Source organism: Longimicrobiales bacterium (assembly GCA_035764935.1).
Classification (GTDB): domain Bacteria; phylum Gemmatimonadota; class Gemmatimonadetes; order Longimicrobiales; family RSA9; genus DASTYK01.
Map to the genome: position 1 here is coordinate 16,946 of DASTYK010000149.1, position 25,259 is coordinate 42,204.

Genomic DNA, 25,259 nt, shown 5'->3' on the forward strand with positions numbered 1-25,259 from the left:
ACCGTGGGGTGGCGCGTCAGGCGATGTGGGCCCGCGCCTCCTCCTCGGCCGCTTCCTCCTCGGCGAGCTCGGCGTCCCCGCCCTGCCTCACCCACTTGCGGGCCGTGAGGAAGACGAACGCGGCGCCGGCGATGAGGCCGATGATGGGCAGGGCGTAGACGGCCAGGTTGAACCCCTCGGCCTTCGGCTCCATGAGGATCCACTCGCCGTATTTGCTGACGAAGTACGCCTTCACCTCTTCGGGGGTGCGTCCCTCGGCGAGCTGCTGGCGGATGACATCCTTCATCTCCTGCGACAGCTCGGAGGGCGAGTCCTGCAGCGACAGGCCCTGGCACACCGGACAGCGCAGCTCGGCTGCCAGCGTGCGCACATCGCGCTCGAGCTGGGTCTCGGCGACGTCGCCTGCGGGGGGTGTCGCCTGTGCTGCGGCGGCTGTCGGAGCGAGCACGCACAGCAACGCGATCAGCAATCGTCTCATTCCGCACCTCCCTGCACGCGGGTGGCGTCCGCCGTGGACGCCACGGTCTCGGGTCCATCGGCAGCCGGCGGATCGACCGCTTCGATGGCGAGCGCCTGGTCGATAGCGGCGGCCAGCTCGTCGAAGCTCCACGGCCCGATCTTCTTCTGCACGACGAGGCCGTTGCGGTCGATGATGAAGGTTTCGGGCACGCCGTAGAGACCGTAGTCGATCGCGGTACGCGATCCCTCATCGTGGAGCGCGGGGTACGGCTGCCCCCCCATCTGCTCGATCCAGCGGCGTCCCTTCTCGGGGGTGTCATTGTAGAGCACACCGAAGAACTGCACGCCGTGCGGCCCGTACATGCTCGACGCCATCGCGAGTGCGGCGTGCTCGTAGCGGCACTCCAGGCACCAGGACGCGAAGAAGTTGAGCACGACGACCTGGCCGCGGAGCTCCGCCAGCGAGACGGTCCCTTCGCCGTTCTCGATGACGGGCAGGCTGAACGCGGGCGCGGGCCGTCCCGGCAGCGGCGAATCGATGGTGCTCGGGTCGCGCGTGAGGCCGAACGCGAGCAGGCCGATCAGCGGCAGCGTGAAGACGAAGCTGAGGACGACGCGTTTCCAGTTCATGCGACACCTGCCGCACGTTTGCGTGCGCCCGCCGGTGCGGGCGTGGCGCGCCGGCGTGGCCAGATCCCGAAGAGTGCGCCGATCGTGACCATGAAGCCGCCGACCCAGATCCAGCCCACCAGCGGTTCGACGATCACGGAGAGCGTTGCGGTGGAGCCGTCCTGCTCGTTGAAGGCGAGCAGTGTGAGGTACAGGTCGGCGTTTGGCCGCGTGCGGACTGCCGGCGTGGCGACAGGCTCCGCGCTCATGTTGTAGAAGTTGAGGCGCGGGAACATGGTCCCCACCGCCGTCCCCTCCACGAACACGGTCACGTGCGCGCCGACGACGAAGCGCTGCGGCTCCTGCTGCGTGCGCATGCCGTCGAAGCGGACCGTGTATTGCTCGATCGTCACGCTCTCGCCGACGCGCAGCGTCGCCTGCCGCTCTGCGCGGAACACCGTGGACGCGGTGATGCCGATCGCGGCAATGATCAGTCCGACATGGGCGAAATAGCCGCCGTAGCGTCGCGGGTTGGCGTTGATGAGACCGCCGAATGCGCGCAGCCAGCCACCGCCCTGGGCGCGCCGGCGCGCGGCGGTTCCGCGGACATACTCCTGCACGTTGCCGGTCAGTGCGAACGCGGCAAAGGCGAACGCCAGCAGTCCCCAGAAGTCGCGCATGCCGAGCACCAGCGCGGTGCCGAGCGTCAGCACCATTGCAAGCGTCGGGATGAGCAGCTTGCGCTTGAGCTCCTCCACGTTTGCGACGCGCCAGGGCAGCATCGGACCGACGCCCATGAGGAACAGCAGCGCGACCATGATCGGCACGGTCATGCGGTTGAAGAACGGCGCACCGACGGTGACCTTCACACCCCTGACGGCTTCGGCGACCAGTGGGAACAGCGTGCCCAGCAGCACCGTGAAGGTGAACGCAGTGAGCAGCAGGTTGTTCACCATGAACACCGTCTCGCGGGACAGCAGGCTGTCCAGGTGGCCATGCTTGCGCAGCTCACTGGAGCGGCCGGCCAGCAGGGCGAGCGAGAAGATCAGCACGAATGCGATGAAGCTCAGGAAGTAGAGGCCGATCGTGCCTTCCGTGAACGCGTGCACCGAGGAGATCACGCCGCTGCGGGTCAGGAACGTCCCCAGGATCGTGAGCAGGAACGTCGAGATCACGAGCGACAGGTTCCAGACGCGCAGCATGTCGCGGCGCTCCTGCACCATCACGGAGTGCAGGAACGCGGTCGCCGTGAGCCAGGGCAGGAACGACGCGTTCTCGACCGGGTCCCACGCCCAGTAGCCGCCCCAGCCGAGCACCTCATAGCTCCACCACATGCCTGCCATGATCGCCAGCGAGAGCATCGACCAGGCAAACACCGTCCACTTCCGGCTCGCGCGCACCCACGTGTCGTCCAGCCGGCCGGAGAGCAGTGCCCCGATGGCGAAGGAGAACGGCACGGACATCCCGACGTAGCCCAGGTACAGGAACGGCGGGTGGATCGCCATGAGCGGGTGGTTCTGCAGCAGCGGGTTCGGGCCGGGCCCGTCCATCGGTGCCGGCGAGACGAGTCCCCACGGATCGGCCGGCCGCACGAGCAGCAGATAGAAGAATGCGCCGATGCCGAGCATCGTCGCGTTCGCGTATGCGCCCATCGGCCCGAGCCGGTCCCTGGTGAAGTACAGCGCGGCCGCCGTGTAGCCGGCCAGCACCCACCCCCAGAAGAGAATCGAGCCCTCGAGCGCGCTCCACAGCGAAATGACCGTGAAGAACAGCGGCGTCGCCCTGCTCCCCACCTGCGACACGTACTCCACGCTGAAATCGTGGGTCACGAGCGCCGCGATCATCGCGAGGTTCGAGACTGTCATGAGCGCGAAGATCGTGTACGACGCGGCGCGTGCGCTCCGGCTGAGCGCCGCATTGCGCGTGCGCACGCCGGCGATGCCCGCGATCATGCCGTAGACCGCAAGAGCAAGGGACGCCCAGACCGTGAACGAGCCAATCAACCGCAGCAAAGGATGCCTTCCCGCTTGAAAGTCAGTGCGACACTCAGGTCTGGTCCTGCACCAGGCTCCTGTACTTCGTGTGCGGATCCTCGCCCGGCGCCGGCGGGCTGTACTCGTTCGAGTGCTTGACCATCAGGTTGCTCGCCTCGAACACGCCCGCGCGCGTCAGTCTGCCCTCGACGATGACGCCCATGTTCTCACGGAACATCTGCGGCGGCGCCTTGCTGGAATGCACCTCGATGGTCTCGGTGCCGGTGCCCTTCATCTCGAAGCGGAGGTTGATCGCCTCGGCGTCCCACTCGACGGAGCCGGGCACGACCATGCCGCCGAGGCGCACCGGCGTGTCGTACGCCGCTTCACCGCGGGCGAGCAGCTCCGGCGGCTCGAGGAAGTAGACGAGGTTTTCGCCGATGCCGCCGTACACCATGTAGCCGAAGGCGCCGAGTACGAGCACGAGTGCGACGGCGAGCCCGATTCCCTTGCGCGATTTCATGAACGCTTCCTCCCGGTCGTGATTTCAGCCACCTGGTTTTCCGCGCGCCGGCGCCGCCGGTGCAGCGATACTGCATAGACTGCGAACGTGATCCACGTCAGCGCGTAGGCGGCGTTCACATAGGTCCACTCAGACATGGATCGGCCCTCCCGCGAGCGCCGCTTCCTCGCGCCGTGCCTCGAGCGTGCGCTCGAGCCTGGCGAGGTAGTACCGGCTCGCGACGAAGTAGATGAACAGGAACAGGAACGCGAAGGCGTTCAGCCGCAGCGCCAGCGCATAATCCGAGTCCACGGTCCCCGGCGTGGACTGCACCTGGTGGATGGTCCGCCACCAGCGCACGGACATGTAGACGATCGGCACGTTCAGGAACCCGAGGATGCCGACGGCGGCACTCCAGCGCGCGCGCCGCTCCTCGTCTTCCGTGAAGGCCCGCAGCGACAGGTAGCTGATGTAGATCAGGAACAGGATCGCGGTCGTCGTGAGCCGCGGGTCCCACGTCCACCAGACCCCCCATGTCGGCCGTCCCCAGATCGAGCCGAGCGCCAGCGTCAGGCCGGTCATCACGGTGCCCACCTCGGCGGCCGAGGCAGCGGCGTAGTCGTACTTCTCCTGCCGCTTCCAGAGGTAGAGCACGCTCGCGCCGAAGACGACCGTGAACGCAATGAACGCGATCCACGCCGCCGGCACGTGCACGTACATGATCTTCTGCAGGTTGCCCATGTCCCGCTCGGGCGCCGTTGCGAAGTAGCCGAACGCCTGTGCGGCGACGAAGAACAGCAGGCTCAGCACGCCGAATGGCTGGTGCCATTTCGGCCGCGCGGGCAGTGCTGCGGACTCGGTCGAGTTCATCTCATCCCTCGATCACGTACTCGAAAGCCAGGAATGCAGCAACCAGGAACACCACGTCGAACACGACCAGCAGGCGCATCCATGCGCCGGCGTCACCCATGGCGTCACCGGCGAGCACCGCCCCGGTCGCTTCCACTGCGGCAACGAGCAGCGGGATCAGCATCGGGAACAGCAGCAGCGGCAGGAGCACCTCGCGCGCACGCAGCCGGCTCGCCATCGCGGCGTAGAATGTCCCGAGCGTCACGAACCCCAGCGTGCCCAGCGCGATCACCGCGCCGAGCGGCAGCACGAACCGTGCGATCGGCAGGTCGTACAGGAACGCCGCGGTCGGCAGCAGGATCACCTCGACCAGCAGCACGAATGCGAGGTTTGCGATCAGCTTGCCGACGAAGATCGAGCGCCGGTCGCCCGGGTAGAGCAGCAGCATGTCCAGCGCGCCGTTCTCCAGCTCCTGCTCGTAGCTGCGGTTGAACGAGAGTACCCCCGCGAACAGCACGGTCAGCCAGATCACGCCGCCGGCCGCCCGCTGCAGCGCCTCCACCTCCGGACCCAGCGCAAAGCCGAACAGCAGCAGGATCAGCGCGGCCAGAAAAACTACCGCGTTGAAGTTTGCCTTGGTTCGCCGCTCGGCGGTCGCGTCCTTCCAGGCGATCGCCGCCACGCGCCGCGCCTCGGTTGCCAGCATCAGGTGCCCCCCTCCACCGCCTGCAGGTGGCTCCACGCGAAGTCCTGCTCCGCCGCCAGCTCCTGCTGCGCGTCGCGATCCGCGAGCCGGCCGTCCTCGATCCGGACCACCCGGTCGATGAGGCCCCGACCACGCGCCAGCTCGTGCGTGGCAATGATGACCGCGCCGCCCTCGCTTGCCGTGCGGGCCGCAAACCGGTTGACCAGCTGGATGCCGTCCACATCGAAGCTCGCGTACGGCTCGTCCAGCAGGAGCAGCCTGGGCGGCCGCAGCAGCAGCCGCGCGAGCGCGAGGCGGCGGCGCATGCCCGCCGAGAAGCCGCGCACCCGCTCGTCCCGCTCCTCCCCCAGCCCCACCTCCTCCAGTGCTTCACCGATGGCACTGGAATCCGCGCGCTGTCCGTACATGCGAAGTGCGAACGCCAGGTTTTCCCCTGCCGTCAGGTCCTCGTACAGTCCCGCGTGGTGCGCCAGGATGCCGACCGCATCGCGGACCCCCGGCGCCTCGCGCACCAGGTCCTGTCCGAAGACGCGACCGCTGCCACGCGTCGGCCGGATCGCCGTCGTGATCAGTCGCAGCAGCGTCGTCTTGCCGGAGCCGTTCCGGCCCGTCAGCGCAAGCACGGCACCCGGCTCGAGCCGCAGGCTGATCCCGCGCAGCACCCAGCGGGTGCCGAAGCGTCGTACGATGCCCTCGAGCTCGAGCGCGGCGGGATCCGCCGCGGGTGCCGTCCTGGAACGTCCTTCACTCACGCTGTTCAACCCCTTGAGCGACAAGCATATATCATAGCCGACCGGAGGCCCCTTCCCAACCCCTTGCGCCCCGGTCAGACTCCGCTCTTCAGCTCGGTGACGAGCGCCGTCAGCGACTTGCGCGCATCGCCAAACAGCATGCGCGTGTTTTCGTTGAAGAACAGCTCGTTCTCGATACCCGCGAAGCCCGGATTCATGCTGCGCTTCAGCACGATCACCGTCTTGGCCTTGTCGGCGTCCAGGATCGGCATCCCGTAGATCGGGCTGCCCTGGTCGTGGCGCGCCGCCGGGTTGACCACGTCGTTGGCGCCGATCACGACCGCGACGTCCGTGCGCTCGAACTCCGGGTTGATCGTGTCCATCTCGACCAGCTGCGGGTACGGCACGTTGGCTTCCGCGAGCAGCACATTCATGTGCCCGGGCATGCGGCCGGCCACGGGATGGATCGCGTACTTTACCTCGACGCCGCGCCCTTCCAGCAGGTCCGCCAGCTCGCGGACCTGGTGCTGCGCCTGCGACACCGCGAGCCCGTACCCCGGCACGAAGATCACCGAGCGGGCATAGCCGAGCAGCACCGCGGCGTCGTCGGTCGTGAGCGAGCGCACGACCTTGCCGTCCATCGCCGCCCCGCCCGTCGCCTGGACCTGGCTGCCGAACGCGCTGAACAGGACGTTCGCCAGCGACCGGTTCATCGCGCGGCACATGATCTGGGTCAGGATGATGCCGCTCGCGCCGACCAGCGCACCGCTCACGATCAGCACGTTGTTGTCCAGCACGAAGCCCGTCATGCCCGCCGCGATGCCGGAGAACGAGTTCAGCAGCGAGATCACCACGGGCATGTCCGCGCCGCCGATCGGCAGCACGAACATCACGCCGATGATCAGGGCGAGCACGTTCAACACCAGGTACCACGGCAGGTTCGGGTCGACCGCAACCAGCCAGGCCGCCAGCAGCAGGGCGCCACCGAACACGACGGCGCTCACGAACTTCTGGCCAGCGTACGTGATCGGCCGCCCGGTCATGACCTCCTGCAGCTTCGCCCAGGCCATCATGCTGCCCGAGAACGTCAGCCCGCCGATCAGCACGGACAGCATGATCGTGGTCTGGACGTCGTAGGACGGGCTGATCGCGCCTGCCGCGAAGCGCAGGTATTCGTCGCCCGCGACCAGCGCCGACGCAGCACCGCCGAAGCCGTTCAGCAGCGCGACCATCTGCGGCATCTCCGTCATCTGGACGGTGCGAGCCAGGAAGACGCCGAGACCGGTGCCCAGCACCAGCCCCACCACGATCCAGGTGAAGCTGACGATCTCCCAGCTGAGCAGGGTCGCGACCACGGCCACCAGCATGCCGGACGCAGCATAGATGTTGCCCCGCCGGGCGGTCGCCGCCGACGAGAGCAGCTTGAGGCCGACGATGAAGAGGACGGCGGCGACCAGGTACGCCGCGTTGATCAGGAGGGAGAGGCCCCCCGCTTCGGCGCCGTTCATCGCTGTTCCTCCGGCCGCCGGCGGAACATCTGCAGCATCCGGTCAGTCACCAGGAAGCCGCCCACCACGTTGACCGTCGCGAGCACGATCGCGAGCACACCGAGCACGATCGAGAGCGTGGACTCGACCCGGCCGGCCACGACGAGCGCGCCGACAACCGTAATTCCGCTGATCGCGTTGGAGCCGGACATGAGCGGCGTGTGCAGCATCTGCGGGACTTTGCCGATCACCTCGAATCCCACGAAGATCGCCAGCACGAACACGTACAGCGACATCAGCAGCGCCTCACCCACGGGCAGCCTCCTGCGGCTGGGGCCGGCCGAGGACGACCTCGCCGGCGTGTGTGACCAGCGCACCCCGCGTGATCTCGTCGTCGAGATCGAGTGCGAGCGCACCCTCCTTGACCAGGTGCTTCAACAGCGTCGTGACGTTCCGGGAGTACATCTGGCTGGCATGCAGAGGGACGGTGCTGACGAGACTCACGGGACCCAGCACGCGGACCCCGCCGTGGACGACCTCCTCGCCGGCACGGGTCAGCTCGCAGTTGCCGCCACTCTCGGCCGCCAGGTCAACGATCACCGAGCCCGGCCGCATCGCCTCGACCATCGGGCGTGTGACCAGCCGCGGGGCCGGCCGCCCCGGTATCTGCGCCGTCGTGATCACGACGTCCGCGTCGCCGACGAGCTTCTGCAGATGCGCAGCCGCCTGCTGCTTCGCCTCCTCGCTCAGCTCCTTCGCGTACCCACCCGCGCCGACCGCCTCCTCCATCGCCATGCCGACCCACTGCGCGCCCAGCGACTCGACCTGCTCCTTCACCGCCGGCCGGATGTCGTAGCCCTGTACGACGGCCCCGAGCCGGCGCGCCGTCGCGATGGCCTGCAGCCCCGCGACGCCCGCACCGAGGACGAGCACGCGCGCCGGCGCGATCGTGCCGGCCGCGGTCATGAGCATGGGGAAGAACTTGCCGAGCGACGTCGCCCCGATCAGCGCCGCCTTGTAGCCGGCGACCGTGGCCTGGGAGGAGAGCGCGTCCATCGACTGCGCACGCGTGATCCGGGGGATCAGCTCCATCGAGAACGCCGTGATCTGCCGGGCCGACAGCGCCTCGACCAGGTCCTGGCGCTGCATCGGGTTCAGGAATCCCACCAGCGCCGCTCCCTCGCGCATGCCCTCGAGGTCGCTGCCCGGTCCGCCGAACGACGGAGCGCCGACCATCGCGACCAGGTCCGCTTCGCGGAGGACGGCCGCGCGATCGGCGCCCAGTTCCGCGCCCGCGTTCGTGTACTGTTCATCGGGGAAGCCGGCCTCGACGCCGGCGCCCGCTTCGACGACGACCGTCACCCCGTCCGCGGCCAGCTTCGCCACGCTCTCCGGCACCAGCGCAACGCGCCGCTCCGGACCGACTGCCTCCTTCAGCACACCGACCTTCATGAACGCTCCCGGGTTCTCAGATGGCGGTTGCACCCGCTGGTTCCGACTTCAGGGAGAACGTATTCGCACCCCCGTGTCCGGAGTGTCGGGCGAATGAGGAAACATCCGTGTCACCTGACGACGCGCAGGTGGGGATTCGGCCTACAGCGTGAATCCCTCCCGCGGTGCGACTATTCCACCCATTCCGCGATGAACACGTTGGTGTCGCCCTCCTGTGCGGCGCCGCGGTTCGAGGCGAACACGAGCAGGCTGCCGTCGGGGCTGAACATCGGGAACCCGTCGAACTCCGGGCTCTGCGTCACACGCTCCAGCCCGGTGCCGTCGAGGTTGATCAGGTACAGGTCGAAATCACGCCCCTGCGGGTCGTGCATGTTCGAGCTGAAGATGATCTGGCGCCCGTTCGGGTGCGGAAAGGGAGCGAAGTTCGCCGCGCCATTGTCCGTCAGCCGGCGCTTGTCGGTGCCGTCCGCGTTCATGATGTAGATGTCCAGGACGCCCGGCCGGATCAGGTCCGCCTCGAGCAGCGAGCGGTAGTCCGCAAGCTCCTCCTCCGATTCGGGGTGGCGCGCGCGGAAAACGATCTGCGAGCCGTCGGCGGTGAAGAACGCGCCGCCGTCGTAACCCGGGGAGTCCGTCAGTCGCGTGACGTTGGCGCCGTCCGGATCCATGGTGTAGACCTCGAGGTCGCCGTCGCGGTCCGACGTGAAGACGATCCTGGAGCCGTCGGGCGAGATGGTGGCCTCGGCATCGTAGCCGGGCTCGTGCGTGATCTGCGTCAGGCCGGAGCCATCCGCATTGGCCACGAAGACGTCGTAGGGGAACAGTCCCCACACGTACCCGCGGCTGCGGTCCGGCGGCGCCGGGCACGCGGCATCGACGTGGTGCGTGGAGCTGTAGACGATGCGGTCGCCGGACGGGAAGAAGTAGGCGCACGTGGTGCGACCCTCGCCGGTGGAGACCCGCCGGATGTCCGTGCCGTCCAGGTCCATCGTGAAGATCTGGTCGCACGGCGCAACGCCCTCGCGCGTCATCTGGAAGATCAGGCGCTGGCCGTCCGCCGAGAAGTACGCTTCCGCGTTCTCTCCGCCAAAGGTGAGCTGGCGGAGATTGCGCAGGCGCGGCTCGTCGGGGGAATCGGGATAGCTGGTAGCACCCTGGCTCTCGATCTCGAGCGCCGGCGCGTTTTCCTGTCGCCCTCCGCAGCTGACAGCGAGCAGCGCAAGCAGTGCGGTGGCTGTATTTCGCATGTTCATGTCGGTAGAATAGGAGTATACCATGCCGCGCGTCCACCCGAGGAGGATCTGATGCAGGTTTACGCCCGCCACGGGGCGGGACTCGCCCTGATTACCGCTCTGCCGCTGGTGTTCTCGCTGCCGCTTTCCGCACAGCAGTGCCCGGATCCGGCAGTGCTTGCGGCGGACGTGCCGCCCATCCTCGCACCCGTGCGCGTGCTCGCGGACGACGCGCTGCAGGGGCGCATGGCAGGGTCCGAAGGGGAACGCTGCGCGGGTGATTACATCGCCGCGCGCTTCCAGGACCTGGGGCTGGAACCGGCAGGCGTCGACGGCTACTTCCAGGAGGTGCCGCTCGCATCCGTGCTGAACCCGCACGCGCCCGGCGGCACCGGCCGCAACGTCGTCGCGCTGCTGCCTGGCAGCGATCCCTCACTTCGCGACCAGTACGTCATCGTCGGCGCCCATTACGACCACCTCGGAAGCGGCGGCATGAACTCGCTGGCGCCGGGAGTGGAGGACGTCCACAACGGCGCGGACGACAACGCGTCGGGCGTTGCCGCGCTGCTGGACGTCGCCACGCGGCTCACGAGGGAGCCGCCCGCCCGCTCCGTGCTGTTCCTCGCGTTCACGGGCGAGGAGTCGGGGCTGCTCGGGTCGGCGTTCTGGACCGGGCACGCGACCAGGCCCCTCGAGGACGCCGTGGCGATGCTGAACATGGACATGGTCGGCCGGCTCGAGGACGGTCCGCTCATCGTGTACGGCACGGGCACGGCCAGGGAATGGGAGCCGCTGCTCGATGAGCTGGGACGTGCACTGGACGTGGAGATGAGCTACCAGCCCGAGGGGTACGGGCCGAGCGATCACACCTCGTTCTATACGCGCGATGTGCCCGTGCTGCACTTCTTCACCAACACGCACGAGGACTACCACCGCCCGTCCGACGACTGGGAAAAGATCGATGTCGCGGGGCTGCAGACGGTGAGCACGCTGGTCGCCCGGACCGCGCGCCGCATCGCCGATGCTCCGCAGCGCCTGGCGCTCGTGCGGGGCGTCGGCCAGCCGCAGCAGCAGGCGGACAGCCGCGGCTTCGGCGCCTGGCTCGGAACGGTGCCCGACTACGCTGCGGTCGAGCGCGGTGTGCGGATCGGTGGTGTCACCCCCGGCTCGCCGGGCGAGGCCGCGGGCATGAAGGCCGGCGACATCCTCATTGGCATGGGGGGTCGGGAGATCGCCGACCTGCAGGGCATGACGGATGTGCTGCGGAGCCACAAGCCGGGCGAAACGGTCGAGCTGGTCGTCCTGCGCGACGGCACGGAGCTCCGACTGCAGGCGACGCTCGGCAGCAGGAGCGACCGCGGCAGCTGACGCGACATGTTCGGCGGACACGATCCGGCCGGCCGCGGCATCCGTGGCCGGCCGTTTTCTTCAGTGCGCGGTCCTGGCCCAGGCTGCCGCGCCGATCGCGCCGGCATCGCCGGCGAGCGCCGCACGCTCGACCCGCACCGCAGCCGCCGACACGGGCAGCGCCTGCAGCGACAGCCGCTGCCGGCACTCCTCCAGCAGCTGCGGCAGCGCCTCGATCACGCCGCCACCCAGGATGATCACTTCCGGATTGAGCGCATTCGTGATCGAGCCGAGACCGGCGACCAGGGCATCCTCGATCTCGCGAACCAGCGTACGCGCCAGCGGGTCCCCCGCTTTCATCGCCTTCGCCAGGGCGGTTGCCGTGATGGCAGATGCGTCGCCGCCCGCAGCGTCGATGAGTGCACGACCGGCCAGCGGCCGCGCGACCACCGCATCGAACGACCGCCGCGCAATCGCCCAGCCACCGGCGTACGCCTCCAGGCAGCCGCGTCCTCCGCAGCGACACCCCGGCCCGTGCAGCGATACCACTGTATGCCCCAGCTCCCCCGCCGCCCCTGACTTCCCGCGGAACAGCTGGCCGTTCGAGATGATCCCACCGCCCACGCCCGTGCCGATGAACATGCAGATCGCCTCGGTCGCACCGCGCGCCGCGCCGTAGGTCCATTCCCCGTACGTCGCGGCCTGCACGTCGTTGAGCACTGCGACCCGGTGTCCGGTGGCGTCGTGGACGACGTCGCCCAGCGGGTAATCGTGCCAACGGAGGTTGGGCGCGTTCTGCACCGTCCCGTTGGCGCTGTCGACCTGCCCGGCCACACCGATGCCCACGCCGGCCACGGCGGACGGCGCGGCCGCCGCAAGCGCGCGGACCATCAGCGCGACCGTCTCCGCAACCGCGTCGGCGCCGCGCTCCGGCAGCGATGACGTCCGCTCCCGCGCCACGATGTGGCCACTCCGGTCAATCAGGACGCCGGCCACCTTGGTGCCGCCGAGGTCGATTCCGATCGTGTGCTGCCGCTCCTTCATAGGCCCCATTTCATTGCAGATCCCTTGACGCCATAGATGCGGCAAGGTTCATTTGGAACAGGTCGTTCCCGTCCTGCCTCTCCCGCAACCCGTGCAGACCAGCGTCCGCGCTGCGCCCTCGAGCCGGGGCCCATCCCCTGGTGACGCGTTCCGCTGGTCAGAAGCTGTCGCATCGAAATGGCCCAGGAGCAGAGAACCGGGAGACCACCCGGGGAACTCAGCGCCACCGCAGCCGCCCGTGCGCTGCATCGCGCTGTCGCCGGCGACCACTCCCAGCGCCAGGCGCTTGCCGGGGCGATGCACGACGCCGCCGGTCGCATCGAGGAACGCCATGCGTTTCTCGCGAAGCTCGGCGTCGCGGCTGCCTCTGCGCCTGATACCGGCACCCTCGCCGCCAGCATCGCCGGCCTGGTCGTGCCCGGCCAGGCGGACTGGTGCATCATCGAGGTCGTGGACACCGACGGTGCCCGCCGCTGCCTGGCGAGCACCCATGCCGACGCCGCCCACGAGAGCGCGGTCCGGGCGCGGATCGGCCGCATCGAGCCGGGCCCCGACGGCTCCCCACTCGCCGAAGTGCTGCACACCGGCAAGCCGATGATCGGCGTGATCGGCGCGGACGGCGACTGGGTGGAGGGCACGCGTGAGCAGGACAGCCGGCTGATCCGTCAGCTCGGCATCCGCAGCTACATCGTGCACCCGCTGCTCTCGCGCGGCCATCCCGTAGGTGTCATGGCGTTCCTGGCCGCGGACGCTGCCCGCTATGGTGCCGACGAGCTGAACGCGACGGGAGACGTCGCCCGGCGCGTTGCCGCCGCCCTCGACAACTTCCTCCTCGCCGACACGCTCGAGGCCGCCCGTCGCGCGGAGGAGCGCGCCCAGCAGTCCGAACACTTCCTCCGCACGATCCTTTCCAGCGTGGACGAGGGGGTGATCGTATACGACCGTGAGTTGCGACACCAGATGTGGAACGCATTCATGGAGCAGCTCACGGGCCGGCGCGAGCAGGAGGTGCTCGGCAAGCGCGCCCTCGACGTCTTTCCGCACCTGCGGGAGTACGGCGTCGATCTCCTGCTGCAGCGGGCGCTTGCGGGCGAGACTGTGAATGCGCCCGACACCCCCTACCGCGTGCCGCACACCGGGCGCAGCGGCTGGATGTCGACCAGCTACAGCCCGCATGTGGCGCCCACCGGCGAGATCATCGGCGTCGTGGGCATCGTGCACGATGTGAGCGAGCGCAAGCGTGCGGAAGAGCAGCTCATGCACAATGCGCTGCACGACGTGCTCACCGGTCTGCCGAATCGTGCGCTGTTCCTCGATCGGCTGGACCGGCTGCTGCGTCACGGCACGCGCGACGCTTCCTTCGGCTTTGGCGTCGCGTTCCTGGATGTCGACCGCTTCAAGGTCGTAAACGACTCGCTCGGTCACGCCGCAGGCGACGAGATGCTGATCGCGATCGCACGGCGCCTGGAATCATGCCTGCGCCTGGGCGACACCGTCGCACGCTTCGGCGGCGACGAGTTCGCGATTCTGCTGAGCGGTGTGCACGACGTGGAGGGCACGACGCGCGTCGCCGAGCGCATCCTGCACGAGTTCGTGGAGCCGTTCGTGCTGAACGGGCAGGAGGTGTTCGCGTCCGCGAGCATGGGCATCTCCCTCTCCAGCATGGGCTACTCGGACGGGGACGCGATGCTCCGCGACGCCGACACCGCCATGTACCGGGCCAAGGGCGTGGGCCGCGGGCGCTTCGAGATCTTCGACCGCACCATGCACACGCAAGCCGTGCTGCAGCTCGAGCTCGAGACGGACCTGCGCAGGGCGCTGGAGCGGGAGGAGCTGGTCGTCCACTATCAGCCGATCGTCGACCTGCGCGACGGCCGTCTCGCAGGGTTCGAGGCGCTCGTGCGCTGGCAGCATCCACGACGCGGCCTGATGCAGCCGGCCGATTTCATTTCCCTCGCGGAGGAGACCGGCGCAATCGTGCCGATCGGGTGGTGGGTGCTGCGCGAGGCCTGTCGCCAGATGCGGGAATGGGACGATCTCTACCCTGACGGCGAGCTGACCGTGAGCGTGAACGTGTCGGGTCGGCAGTTCGCGCAGCCGGACCTCCACGAGCAGCTCGACCGCATCCTTGCAGAGACGCGCTTCGAGGCACGCCGGCTCAAGCTGGAGATCACCGAGAGCGCCGTTGTCCGCGATTCCGCCGCCGCCGCGATCACGCTTGCCACCCTGCGCGAACGTGGCGTGCAGCTGTGCCTCGACGACTTCGGCACCGGCTACAGCTCGCTGGGCTACCTGCACGCCTTCCCGCTCGATACGATCAAGATCGATCGCACCTTCGTCGCGGCGCTCGGGAACGATGCACCGACGACCGAGCTGCTGCAGACGATCCTGGAGCTCGGCAGGACGCTCGGGATGGAAGCAATCGCCGAAGGCGTCGAGAGCGCCGAGCAGCTCGAGCTGCTGAAGGCGCTCGGGCCGCGCCACGTACAGGGCTTCTTCTTCGCTTCACCGCTGCTGCCGGCGGAGGCCGAGGCACTGATCCGCGAGGGCAGGAGCTGGCAGTAGAGCAGCGGGCGCACCGATGCCAGCTGCCGACCGCGACTGCGTGGACCGCCCGGCACGAGCGCCGGCGTTCAGTCTGCTCCCTGCGTCTCGACCCGCACGAATTTGAACACGCGTCCACCCTCGCCGCCGCGCGTCAGCACGTACAGCTCCGATGCCGCATCTTCTCCGAACGAGAGCACGTTGCCGATCGCGCCGACGCTCCACTCCTGCTCATCCGTGACACCGTTGCCTACCACCCGGAAGCTGCGGATCCATCCCGCACAGAAGTCGCCGTAGAAGTAGTGGCCGCGCAGCTCCGGTATCGCGTCGCCCCGGTACACGTAACCACCGGTAACGGAGCACGTGGCGTCCCCGTTGGCGTACTCGAGCACGGGCTGCATCAGGTCGCTCGTATCACACGACGATGCATCGAAGCAGTGACGGCCCTCCATGAGGTTCCAGCCGTAGTTGACGCCGGCGCGGCTCGTCGGCACCACGTTGATCTCTTCCCACGCGTTCTGTCCCACGTCAGCGATGTACATCCGGTCCGCCTCGCGGTCGAAGGAGAACCGCCAGGGATTGCGCAGGCCGTACGCCCAGATCTCGCCGCGTGCGCCCGCGACGGTCCTGAACGGGTTGTCGAGCGGTATCGCGTAGGGCTCCCGGCTGTCCACGTCCAGGCGCAGGATCTTGCCGAGCAGCGACGAGAGATCCTGCGCGTTGCCCTGCGGATCCCCGCTGCCACCACCGTCGCCCGTCGCGACATAAAGGGCACCGTCCGGGCCGAACGCGATCATGCCACCGTTGTGGTTTGCGAAGGGCTGCTCGATGGCGAGCACGAGCTCGGCACTCGCCGGGTTCGCGATATCGGGGTCCCCCGACACCTGGTAGCGCTCGATGCGCGTGTCGCCGTTGGTGTCGGTGTAGTTCACGTAGAACCAGCCGTTCGCGCCGTACGCCGGATGGAACGCCAGCCCCAGCAGCCCCTGTTCTCCGCCCGACCGGACCCGCCCGCGAATGTCCAGGAACGGCTCCGCCAGGACTGCCCCGTCCTCGATGATGCGGATCGTGCCTGTCTGCTCTACAATGAAGAGCCGATCGTCGCCCGGCGGTGCCGTCAGAAAGACCGGGGAGTCGAAGCCCTCCGCGACCAGCTCCAGCTCGGTCTCGTTGCCTGAGGGCGGGGGCGCGACGACGCCGCCGTCGTCGCAGGCGGCGAAAAGGACGGCCAGGACGAGCGGTCCGCGAATCCGTGTCATGCAGTGCCTCCGTTGGCTGCGCCAACCCCATCCCCGGGCTGGCGCTGAACGTGCATTTGGCTTCCGTGCCGGCCGCAGCGCGCGCCGGCCCTCTGTACAACGAACGGGCAGGGATGGGACTCAACACGCTGCGCCGGCAGATCCTCGGGATCGCCGATGAAGCAGGCGCGAAGGACGTCGCCGTAGCCTTCTACGACTTCGAGCACCGCGTCGAGTGGAGCCTCCACGCGGAACGGTGGTTCCATGCGGCCAGCACCATCAAGGTGCCCGTTCTCCTGGGCGTGTACGACGCGATCGAGCGCAGTGAGCTCGAGCCGCATTCCCGCGTTCATGTGCGCAACCGGTTCCTCAGTATCGTCGATGGACGGCCGTTTCGCGTGGAGGGCGGACGCGACGCCAACAGTGCGGTCCACGCCGCCATCGGCAGGACCATGACCGCGCGTGACCTTGCCTTCCACATGATCACGACCAGCAGCAATCTCGCGACGAACCTCCTCGTCGACATCGTCGGCATCGAGGCGATCCGGCAGACGATCGACACGCTGCGCCTGCCCGGCATCGAGTTTCACCGCGGCGTGGAAGACATGAGTGCCTGGGAGCACGACGTCAACAACCGGGTCACGGCCCGCGGCCTCCTCACGGCGCTGCGGCTCATCGAGGAGCGTGCAGCGATCTCGGAGGCAGCCAGCGAGGAGATGCTCGAGATCCTGCACGCACAGGAGTTCCGCAGCGGAATCCCCGCCGGGCTGCCCGATGCCGCAAGAGTCGCGCACAAGACCGGAGAAATGTCGACTGTCGCACACGACGCGGGCATCGTTTACCTGGCGGACCGGGCGCCGTACGTGCTGACCGTGCTGACCGAGTGGGAGCCCGATGCGTCCCGTCGCAGCGCCACCATCGCGAGCATTTCGCGAAGCGTATACGAACACGTGTCCGCGGAGCTCACGGTCGATGCCGATTAGCCTGAACGACCTGCCCGTCGTCGATGCGCACGAGCTGCCCCGCGACGTGCGCGCACTGCTCCGGCCCGGCGAGACGCTGCGCGACCGCGAAGGCACGGAGCACGTGCTGCCTCGCTGGTTCTACGAGGTCGACTCCTGGGAGACCGCGCTGGACACCGTGGTCGCGCCCCACTTCATGCTCTGGGAGTTCATGACCATCGACGTGCGGGAGGCCGAGCGCTTCCGGCAGCGCTTCCCCCGCTACGTGCCCTGTGCGATCGCACTGCTGGCGTCCTCTCTCGAAGTGTTCCGGCAGGCCGTCGGCACCTATGTCCACATCGCCGCCAACGGCGGTTATCGGACGCCCTCGCATCGTCTCACGCGCTCGGCTTCGCGTCACTGCTGGGGCAGCGCAGCCAACATCTACCGCGTCGGCGATGACTGGCTCGATACCCGGGAAATGATCGAGAAGTACGCCACCATCGCCCGCAGCGTCCTGCCCGCCGTCTGGATCCGGCCGTACGGCCCCGAAGACGGGATGGCCGACGACCACCTCCACCTGGATCTCGGCTATGTCGCGGCACGCCCGACCGGCGCCACCGCCGCGTCCGAGGACTCCGACGCCGCGGCCTGAACCCTGCACTGCTGTCCCGGCATGTCGGGACAGAAGAAGAACGCGCTGCCGGACCTGGCGGCGGATCAGGAACGCCTTGCGCTCGCGGCAATCGGCATGGAAGCGGAGTTCGTCCTGCTTCTGGATGACGAGGCCGTGAAGCCCGAAGAGGTCTTCGGCTCGCCGCGCGATTTCATCCGCGGCGAGCTCATGCATCGCCGGGGCACCTCCTACCACCTGCCGAATGGCGGTGCCATCTACTTCGATACGGGCGTCATCGAGATTGCGACCCCCGTCATCGAGATCGAAAAAGGCTGCGCCGCGCGCGCTGCCCGCTCGCTCTGGGAAGGCATTCACTTCGTGCGTGCGGAGCTGGATGCCTGGGAACAGCAGGACGGCCGGCAGGCCCGTCTGGCCGGCTTCAGCACCCACTACAGCATCTCCTTCGACGCGGTCCCGAACGGCAACCCGGACAGGAACGTCTACCAGCTGGCGCACCTGCTGACCTACATCCTGCCCGCACCGGTCATGCTGCTCGCCGCGAACCGGCGCTCGACCGGCGTCGGCGTGCGGCCGCGCGGCGACCGCGTCGAGATCACGGTCGACTTCACGCCCAGTCCCGCGCTGATGGTCGCGACCGGCTCGGTGATCACCGGGATCGTGCGTGAAGTGATGAGCTGGGATTCCTTCGCGCTCGACGAGCTCGAGAAGCGAGGCATCCCCGTATTCGCGGGGTTCGCGCCCGTCCCGCATACCACGCGCAAGGGCTGGCTGGCACGCTTCAGCTCCTTCCCGGAGAATCCGTTCGCGACGTCGCCCAGTGCCGTGACCTGGCGCACCACTGACGGCAGGACCCGCAGCCTCCGAGGTATCGCACGGGACATCCTGCGCGTCTTTGCGAGGTCAATCCGTCGCATCGCCGACCCCTTCACGTTCCGCTTCGTCCTGCGGGTGCTCGCGGGCGGTGCACCGTCGCTGCTCGATCTGCCAGACCGGCCGCCGGAATACGAGGATGTCGGCCGCGCATGCGTGTGGGAGCAGCTCTTCCCGCGCCGGTGGATCAACCATTCGCGCTACGAGCGGGTCCTCATCCGCGCAATCGCTGGTCAGCGGCTGCACCTGTTCAACCGGTGGTACACGCCGGTGGGGATGCACGGCTGGTCGCGGGTCGTCTTCCGGCGGGACGACGATCGCACCCGACACACCTTCCCCATCGATTTCCTGCTTGCGCACCTGCGCCGCTGGGACGGCCGACGCGCACGCGCACGGGCATGAAAAAGCGTGCGGCCGACCCGCAGGCCGACCGCACGCACCACCACACCGCCACCACCCCACCTCGAACCACTGACGGACCGGCCCGGCCGTCCGTGACAGCACCTGGCCCGCCGGGCTCCGCTGCCGCGCTCAGAACAGCCGCAGCGCGGACCCCACCCGCTGGAGCAGTGCCGCTGCCTTGCGTCTTGGGCGTGCGACCACGCGCTCCTGCCCGACCGGGACGGACGCCGCGGCGCCGGCAGGAACCGCCGGGATCGCTCCGGCTGCCGCCAGTGCCGGGGACTGCGCGCCGGCGTGCGTGAAGTGCCGCGCGAACAGGAGCGCAACATCATCCACGATGCTGTACAGCACCGGTACCACCACGAGCGTGAGCACCGTGGCAAACGAGAGACCCGCAATCACGGCGATCGCCATCGGTGCCCACCACGCCGCCTGCTCACCTCCCCAGTAGATATTCGGTGAGAGCGAAGTGTACAGGCCGAAGAAATCCAGGTTGAAGCCGGTCGCCAGCGGCACCAGCCCCAGCACCGTGGTGATCGCCGTCAGGATCACCGGCCGGAAGCGCGTGATGCCCGCCTGGATCAGCGCCTCGTCGCGACTCAGCCCATCCCGCGTGCGGAGCAGGTCGATGTAGTCGATCAGCACGATCGCATTGTTGACGACGATGCCGGCGAGTGAGATCACCCCCACACCGGTCATGATGATGCCGAACGGCATGCGGAAGACCATGAGACCGAGCAGCACACCCACGGTCGACATGATCACCGACGTCATGATGATGAACGGCTTGATCACCGAGTTGAACTGCGACATCAGGATCAGCGCGATGAAGGCCAGCGCGATCATGAACGCAGTCATCAGGAACCGCATGGACTCCTGCTGCTCCTCCTGCTCGCCCGTGTAGCGGATCGTATAGCCGGCCGGCAGCGAGAAGTCGCGGAGCACCTGCTGCACCTCGGCGAGCACCGCATTGCTCTGCTCACCCGCGCGGACGTCCGAGCTGATCGTGGCGACGCGGTCCAGGTTGCGGCGCTTCACCACGCCCAGCCCCTCATCCATGCGCCAGGTGGCGACCGAGCTGAGCGGGACCTGGCGACCCTCCGCGAATACCGTCAGGTCGCCGAGCGCGTCCGGGTTCGACCGATACGCTTCGGCCAGTCGCACGGTGATGTCGTACTCGTCGTTGCCGTCGCGGTACTTGGCCGCTTCCGTGCCCTGGATGGCCGTACGGATCGTCATCCCGACCTGTGACGTGCTCAGGTCGTAGAGCGCCGCGCGCTCGCGGTCCACCTCCACCACCAGCTCCGGCCGCTGCGAGCGCATGTCACTGTCCAGCCCCTCCAGCTTCGCGTACACGGGCGCCGACTTGAGCACACCCAGCATCGAATCCGAGAGCGTGCGCAGTGCATCCACGTCCGGACCAACCAGCTCGATGTTGATCGGCTTCCCCGTCGGCGGACCGTTGTCCGGGCGGGTCACGGTGATGTCCGCACCCGCAATGCCGGCACCGATCCGCTGCTGCAGCTCGCGCAGCGTGGCAAAGACGTCGTAGGTCCGCTTGTCGAAATCCACGAAGCTGACGGTGACCGAACCCTCGCCGCCGCCGGAGAACGGACCGCCTGTCGCGGACTGGTTCACCGTTGCCACGATCGATTCCGCGTCGCGGATCCCCTCGAAGCCCTGCAGCCGCTCCTCGATCCGGGTCGCGACGGCGTCCGTGAACTCCGGCGCGGTACCGCTCGGCACATCCACCTGCACCGCCACCTGTGCCGGCGGGATCGACTCCGGGAAGAACTCGACGCCGGCGTTGAACACGCCGAACGCCATCACCACGATCACGAAGGCCGCGGCCATCCCACCGACGATCATGAGCCTGTGGTGCAGCGCCCAGCGCAGCCGGTGCACGTACCAGTCGATCACCCCCGGCAACGCCACGTCCTGGAACCACCGGCCAAGGCGGTCGAGCAGCGTGCGATGCAGCACGACCAGCGCGACCCCGGTGACTGCGAGCAGCACCGCCGTCAGCGGGTTGGACGCCGCCACGAGGAGCAGCACCAGCCCGGCGATGCCCAGCATGGCCCAGCGCGCCGCCGGCCGCAGCGGCCGAGCCGGCACGGTGTCCAGCTTCATGTACAGCGCGCACAGGACCGGCACGAGCACGATCGCCACGAACAGCGAGCTGCTCAGCGTGATGATCAGCGTGAGCGGCAGGAAGCTCATGAACTCGCCCACGATGTCCGGCCAGAACAGCAGCGGCACGAACGCCATGACCGTCGTGAGCGTGGACGTGATCACCGGCACCGCAACCTCGCCGGCGCCCAGCCGCGCAGCGGTAATGTTGTCGTATCCCTCCTCGAGGTGCCGGTAGATGTTCTCGACCACCACGATTGCATTGTCGACGAGCATCCCCAGCGCCAGGATCAGCGCGAACAGCACCACCATGTTCATCGAGATGCCCATGACCTTCATCACGATGAACGACAGCAGCATCGACGCCGGGATCGAGATCCCCACGAACGACGAGTTGCGGACGCCCAGGAAGAACAGCAGCACCGCAACGACCAGGATCAGCCCCGAGATGATGTTGTTCTCCAGGCTGGCGACCATGCTGCGGATGTCGTCGGACTGGTCCGACGTCAGCTTCACCACCGTCGTCGGCGGAAAGGTCGGCTGCATCTGCGCGATCGCCGCTTTCACCGCGTCCGATGTCTCGATGATGTTCTCGCCCGAACGCTTGATGATGTCGAGCGTCACCACCGCGCTCCCGTCCAGGCGCGCGTAGCTGGTGCGGTCGGCAAAGCCGAAATCCACGGTCGCAACGTCACGCACGTAGATCGGTGCGCCATCCTGCAGCAGGACGACCACGTCTTCGATGCTGCGGGGATCGGTGAACTCACCGTCGATCCGGATCAGGTACTCCTGCGCGCCCACATCGATCGAGCCGCCGGGAATCGTTACGTTCTCGGCCGCGATGGCCTCGATCACGTCATCGAACGCGATGTTGTAGAACTTCAGCTTCTGCAGGTCGACATCGACGCGGACCTCCCGCTCGAGTCCTCCGGAGAGCCGCACCTCCAGGATCTGCGGGATCTGCTCGAGCCGGTCCTGCACGTCTTCGGCAACTTCCTTCAACCGCACCAGGTCGTAGTCGCCCGAGACGTTCACCTGCATGATCGGGAACTCGGCGAAGTTGAACTCCGACAGGATCGGCTGTTCCACTTCGCTCGGCAGGTCCGGCTTCGCGAGGTCGACCTTCTCGCGGATCTTGGCCATCGCCTCGTCCATGTCCATGTCACTGCTGAACTCGGCGATGATGTACGACAGCCCCTGGTCGGACGTCGACGTCAGGTCCGTGACCTCGGGGATCTTGTTGACTTCCTCTTCGATGGGACGCGTGACCAGCGTCTCCATGTCCATCGGTGCGACGCCCGGGTAGTACGTCGCGATCGAGATCATCGGAATCGTGATCTCGGGGCTCGACTCCTTCGGAATCGACAGGTACGTCGCGATCCCGATCAGCGTCACCATCGCCAGCAGAACCAGCGCGCTCGTCCGGTTGCCGAGTGCGAGGTTCGTCAGGCCGAATGTGCGGGCGCCCTCCGGCTGGTCCTTCGCTTGTCTGCTCTCGTCGGTCATTGCTCCTCCTCCGCCACCACCCGCACGGCATCCCCGTTCGCAACCTGCTGCTGGCCGACCACGATCACCTGCTCCCCCGCACTCACGCCCGATGCGATCGCGACCTGGCTGCCCGCATCGGCACCGAGCTGAACGGGGCGCGCCTCGGCAAACGTGCGATCGCCCTCACCCGTCACGACGAACACCATGTAGCCGGTCGACACGCGCTGCACGGCCTCACGCGGAACCAGCAGTGCCTCTTCCACCGTGCGTCGCTGCACCTCCAGCCGTGCTACCATTCCGGGCTTCAGCACGCCACTGGCGTTGGCCACCGTGAACTCGACGGGAAACGTCCGCGTCCGTGCGTCCAGGGCCGTACCGACATAGCCCGCTGCACCGCTGAACGTGCTGCCCCCGAGGTGGTCGATCGTGACGCGCACTGCTGCACCCGGCCGGATCTCCGCCGCATAGCGCTCCGGCACCCCGGCCGTCACCTCCACCGGATCCGCATCCACGATCCGCGCGATCGGTGTGCCCGGCGCGACCATCGCACCGACTTCGACCAGCCGGTCATCGAGCACCCCCGCAATCGGAGCACGCACGATGGTGCGCTCCAGCCGCGCCGCCAGCATGCGCGCGTTCGCGGCCGCGGTTTCCGCACCGTACTTCGCCCGCAGGTACGCGATCTCGGTCCCGATCTTCTCTTCCTCCCACAGGCGACGCTGGCGCTCGTATGTTTCCTTCGCGAGCGCCGCCTCGGAACGCGCCTGGTCGTACTGCGCCCGCAGCACCTGGTCGTCGATGCGCGCGACCGGCTGCCCGACACGCACCCGTGCGCCCTTGTCGACATACAGCTCGCGGACTACACCACTCTCCTCGGCCGATACCTGCACGTCGCTGGACGCCTCCAGGGTGCCCGTCAGGGTGATGAACTCCGTGAACTCCCGCGGCTCCAGCTGCACCGTCTGCACGTTGATGATGCGACGCACCGGCTCCGCACCCACGCCCCCGGACGTCGCCGATTCCTGCGCCTCGCCGCCGCTGCAGCCCGCTGCCACCACGACCGCCATCAGTGCGGCCGCCCCGTTGTATCGCTTCAAAGCACTCATTGCCCCGGTGTCTCCAGCGTAAGGGCCACGCCGCCATCCGCCTGCACGTTCGCGCTCACTCCGAGCGCCTCGTCCAGCCGGGCGCGCGCCGTCAGATAGTCGTAGACCGCCTGCGCGTAATTGAACTCGCTCTGTCGGAGCGCCACCTCCGCGTCCGTCAGCTCGAGCGGACTGCTGATTCCTTCACGGTACTGCACACTCGCGATCTCATAACCGCGCTGTGCCTGTTCACGCGCGAGTTGCTGTGCGGCACCTCGCTCGCGTGCCTCCTCGACCTGCGCGAGGAGTGTTTTGACCTCGTGCTCGACCTGGTCGCGCAGCAGCCGCCTGCCCACTCGCGACTGCTCGAGTGCCGCCTCCTTCTGCTGCAGCCTGGCCGGTCGCTGGAATCCGCTGAACAGCGGCAGGCTCACCTCGATGCCGACCTGCCTGCCATACGATCGGAACTCGTCGCTGCCACCGAAGAACGACGGGTCACCGTTGTTCTGCGCATTGATCGAATAGCTGCCGAACAGCGATACCGTCGGCAGATACTCGGCGCGCTCCACGCGCACCTCGGTCTGCCGCAGCCGCTCCGTCAACCTCGCCTGCCGCACGTCCGAGCGGTTCGCCAGCGCCGTCTCGATCGCCTCCTGCACGTCGTCGACGGGCTCCGTCCGCAGGGCGGCGAGGTGCAGACCGGGGGACGAGGAGGCAATGGGCTGCGAGAAGTCGAAGTCGGCGAGCGCGCCGACCACGTTCACGCTGTCGAGCGCCTCCACACCCACCTCGATCGCGAGCGCGCGACGCGCCGCCGCCGCGGCATCATCCGCGCGCCGCAGGTTCGGCTCGACGTTCGCCAGCTCCACCTGCAGCCGCAGGACGTCGTAGTCCGACGCGAGACCTGCGCGGTGCATCGCCTGCGTCTCCTCGAGAGACTGCCGGATGCGGCGCACCGTGTTCTCGCTCAGGCGCGCGCCCTCGTCCGCCAGCAGCACGTCGTAATACGCAACGCGCACGCGGGTCGCGACCGCCGCGGCACGACCACGAACCGCTTCCGCCTGCAGCGACTCATAGCTGTCCGCCGCACCGACGCCCAGGAATGCAGAGGCACGGAACAGCGGCTGCGACGCCCGCAGCTGGAAGCTCCACGTGTTGTCCGCGCCGAACTTCACCGGCACGAGCTCATCCGGATCCGCATCCGGATCGAAGAAGATGCGCGGCAGGAAATTCGTCGGGACCGACAGGTTGCGCGTGTAGCTCGCCACCGCGTCCAGCGATGGCATCACCTCGCCCCACGCCTCGCGCACCTGCCCCTGTGCGGCCCTCAGACCCAGCCGCGCATCGGCGAGCTCACGGTTGTGCTCGAGTGCCAGGACTACCGCCTGTTCCAGCGTGAGTGTCGGTGAGCTGGGGACCTGCTGTGAACCCTGCACCTGCGCCTGCACCGGGGTCGCACAGAGCGCCAGTGCGCCAAGTACGAAAGCCCGCCATCCATATGCTCGCATGGGATCGTCTTCCTTCCCGTTCGTA

21 protein-coding genes are annotated in these 25,259 nt (G+C 68.0%); 5 read left to right on the forward strand and 16 right to left on the reverse strand.

All coding sequences use genetic code 11. The annotated features are described in order from the left end of the window. Window positions 1-16: 16 nt before the first annotated feature. The 11 genes from VFU06_12330 to VFU06_12380 all read right to left on the reverse strand — a co-directional run bounded on the left by VFU06_12330 (window position 17) and on the right by VFU06_12380 (window position 10,015). Window positions 17-478 (reverse strand): cytochrome c-type biogenesis protein, encoded by a 462-nt coding sequence (locus VFU06_12330; protein ID HEU5210172.1) that lies wholly within the window; start codon window positions 476-478, stop codon window positions 17-19. Then, window positions 475-1,089, reverse strand: a complete 615-nt coding sequence (locus VFU06_12335; protein HEU5210173.1) for a redoxin domain-containing protein — start codon at window positions 1,087-1,089, stop codon at window positions 475-477. Before VFU06_12335 ends, VFU06_12330 begins: the two co-directional genes overlap by 4 nt. Further along, window positions 1,086-3,080 (reverse strand): heme lyase CcmF/NrfE family subunit, encoded by a 1,995-nt coding sequence (locus VFU06_12340; protein HEU5210174.1) that lies wholly within the window; start codon window positions 3,078-3,080, stop codon window positions 1,086-1,088. The genes VFU06_12335 and VFU06_12340 overlap by 4 nt, the downstream gene beginning before the upstream one ends. 34 nt (window positions 3,081-3,114) lie before the next feature. Continuing rightward, window positions 3,115-3,564 (reverse strand): cytochrome c maturation protein CcmE, encoded by a 450-nt coding sequence (locus tag VFU06_12345; GenBank protein HEU5210175.1) that lies wholly within the window; start codon window positions 3,562-3,564, stop codon window positions 3,115-3,117. A gap of 129 nt (window positions 3,565-3,693) precedes the next feature. After that, window positions 3,694-4,413 carry a cytochrome c biogenesis protein CcsA gene (ccsA, locus tag VFU06_12350; GenBank protein ID HEU5210176.1) on the reverse strand — a complete coding sequence of 240 codons (720 nt, stop codon included), beginning with the start codon at window positions 4,411-4,413 and terminating at the stop codon, window positions 3,694-3,696. Between the two features lies 1 nt (window position 4,414). Next, on the reverse strand, window positions 4,415-5,098 hold the full coding sequence (locus VFU06_12355; GenBank protein HEU5210177.1) for a heme exporter protein CcmB: 684 nt from the start codon (window positions 5,096-5,098) through the stop codon (window positions 4,415-4,417). Continuing rightward, on the reverse strand, window positions 5,098-5,850 hold the full coding sequence (gene ccmA / locus VFU06_12360) for a heme ABC exporter ATP-binding protein CcmA (GenBank protein ID HEU5210178.1): 753 nt from the start codon (window positions 5,848-5,850) through the stop codon (window positions 5,098-5,100). Before ccmA ends, VFU06_12355 begins: the two co-directional genes overlap by 1 nt. A gap of 74 nt (window positions 5,851-5,924) precedes the next feature. Beyond that, window positions 5,925-7,337: an NAD(P)(+) transhydrogenase (Re/Si-specific) subunit beta gene (locus tag VFU06_12365; protein ID HEU5210179.1), complete on the reverse strand. Its 1,413-nt coding sequence runs from the start codon at window positions 7,335-7,337 to the stop codon at window positions 5,925-5,927. Beyond that, a complete protein-coding gene (locus VFU06_12370; GenBank protein ID HEU5210180.1) occupies window positions 7,334-7,630 on the reverse strand; it encodes an NAD(P) transhydrogenase subunit alpha in 297 nt (98 codons plus the stop codon). Before VFU06_12370 ends, VFU06_12365 begins: the two co-directional genes overlap by 4 nt. Then, the gene (locus VFU06_12375) at window positions 7,623-8,768 is read right to left on the reverse strand and encodes a Re/Si-specific NAD(P)(+) transhydrogenase subunit alpha (protein ID HEU5210181.1); all 1,146 of its coding nucleotides are present in this window, start codon (window positions 8,766-8,768) and stop codon (window positions 7,623-7,625) included. The genes VFU06_12370 and VFU06_12375 overlap by 8 nt, the downstream gene beginning before the upstream one ends. Window positions 8,769-8,938: 170 nt before the next feature. After that, window positions 8,939-10,015, reverse strand: coding sequence for a hypothetical protein (locus VFU06_12380; protein HEU5210182.1), 1,077 nt, complete (start codon window positions 10,013-10,015; stop codon window positions 8,939-8,941). 57 nt (window positions 10,016-10,072) lie between these two features. On the opposite strand from VFU06_12380, the gene VFU06_12385 reads away from it, so the two are divergent. After that, window positions 10,073-11,368, forward strand: a complete 1,296-nt coding sequence (locus tag VFU06_12385) for a M28 family peptidase (GenBank protein HEU5210183.1) — start codon at window positions 10,073-10,075, stop codon at window positions 11,366-11,368. A gap of 60 nt (window positions 11,369-11,428) precedes the next feature. Here VFU06_12385 and VFU06_12390 read toward each other — a convergent pair whose 3' ends face one another. Continuing rightward, a complete protein-coding gene (locus VFU06_12390; GenBank protein ID HEU5210184.1) occupies window positions 11,429-12,391 on the reverse strand; it encodes an ROK family protein in 963 nt (320 codons plus the stop codon). 297 nt (window positions 12,392-12,688) lie between these two features. On the opposite strand from VFU06_12390, the gene VFU06_12395 reads away from it, so the two are divergent. Continuing rightward, entirely contained in the window at window positions 12,689-14,956 is a 2,268-nt protein-coding gene (locus VFU06_12395) for an EAL domain-containing protein (GenBank protein ID HEU5210185.1), read from the forward strand. A 68-nt stretch (window positions 14,957-15,024) separates the two neighbouring features. On the opposite strand, the gene VFU06_12400 is transcribed toward VFU06_12395, so the two are convergent. Next, complete coding sequence (locus tag VFU06_12400) at window positions 15,025-16,194, reverse strand: PQQ-dependent sugar dehydrogenase (GenBank protein HEU5210186.1); 1,170 nt, start codon at window positions 16,192-16,194, stop codon at window positions 15,025-15,027. A gap of 113 nt (window positions 16,195-16,307) precedes the next feature. Between VFU06_12400 and VFU06_12405 the strand changes: the two genes are divergently transcribed. From VFU06_12405 to VFU06_12415, 3 genes are read left to right on the forward strand one after another with little or no spacing between them, the layout of a single operon-like run. Beyond that, window positions 16,308-17,156, forward strand: a complete 849-nt coding sequence (locus VFU06_12405) for a serine hydrolase (GenBank protein ID HEU5210187.1) — start codon at window positions 16,308-16,310, stop codon at window positions 17,154-17,156. Further along, complete coding sequence (locus tag VFU06_12410; protein ID HEU5210188.1) at window positions 17,146-17,769, forward strand: hypothetical protein; 624 nt, start codon at window positions 17,146-17,148, stop codon at window positions 17,767-17,769. The genes VFU06_12405 and VFU06_12410 overlap by 11 nt, the downstream gene beginning before the upstream one ends. A 21-nt stretch (window positions 17,770-17,790) precedes the next feature. Next, the gene (locus VFU06_12415; protein HEU5210189.1) at window positions 17,791-19,023 is read left to right on the forward strand and encodes a hypothetical protein; all 1,233 of its coding nucleotides are present in this window, start codon (window positions 17,791-17,793) and stop codon (window positions 19,021-19,023) included. A gap of 129 nt (window positions 19,024-19,152) precedes the next feature. Here the strand turns inward: VFU06_12415 and VFU06_12420 are convergent, their stop codons facing one another. The 3 genes from VFU06_12420 to VFU06_12430 are packed head-to-tail and all read right to left on the reverse strand — an operon-like array spanning window position 19,153 to window position 25,234. Then, window positions 19,153-22,659 carry an efflux RND transporter permease subunit gene (locus VFU06_12420; protein HEU5210190.1) on the reverse strand — a complete coding sequence of 1,169 codons (3,507 nt, stop codon included), beginning with the start codon at window positions 22,657-22,659 and terminating at the stop codon, window positions 19,153-19,155. Next, window positions 22,656-23,747 carry an efflux RND transporter periplasmic adaptor subunit gene (locus VFU06_12425; GenBank protein ID HEU5210191.1) on the reverse strand — a complete coding sequence of 364 codons (1,092 nt, stop codon included), beginning with the start codon at window positions 23,745-23,747 and terminating at the stop codon, window positions 22,656-22,658. Before VFU06_12425 ends, VFU06_12420 begins: the two co-directional genes overlap by 4 nt. Continuing rightward, window positions 23,744-25,234: a TolC family protein gene (locus VFU06_12430; GenBank protein HEU5210192.1), complete on the reverse strand. Its 1,491-nt coding sequence runs from the start codon at window positions 25,232-25,234 to the stop codon at window positions 23,744-23,746. The genes VFU06_12425 and VFU06_12430 overlap by 4 nt, the downstream gene beginning before the upstream one ends. Window positions 25,235-25,259 lie beyond the last annotated feature (25 nt).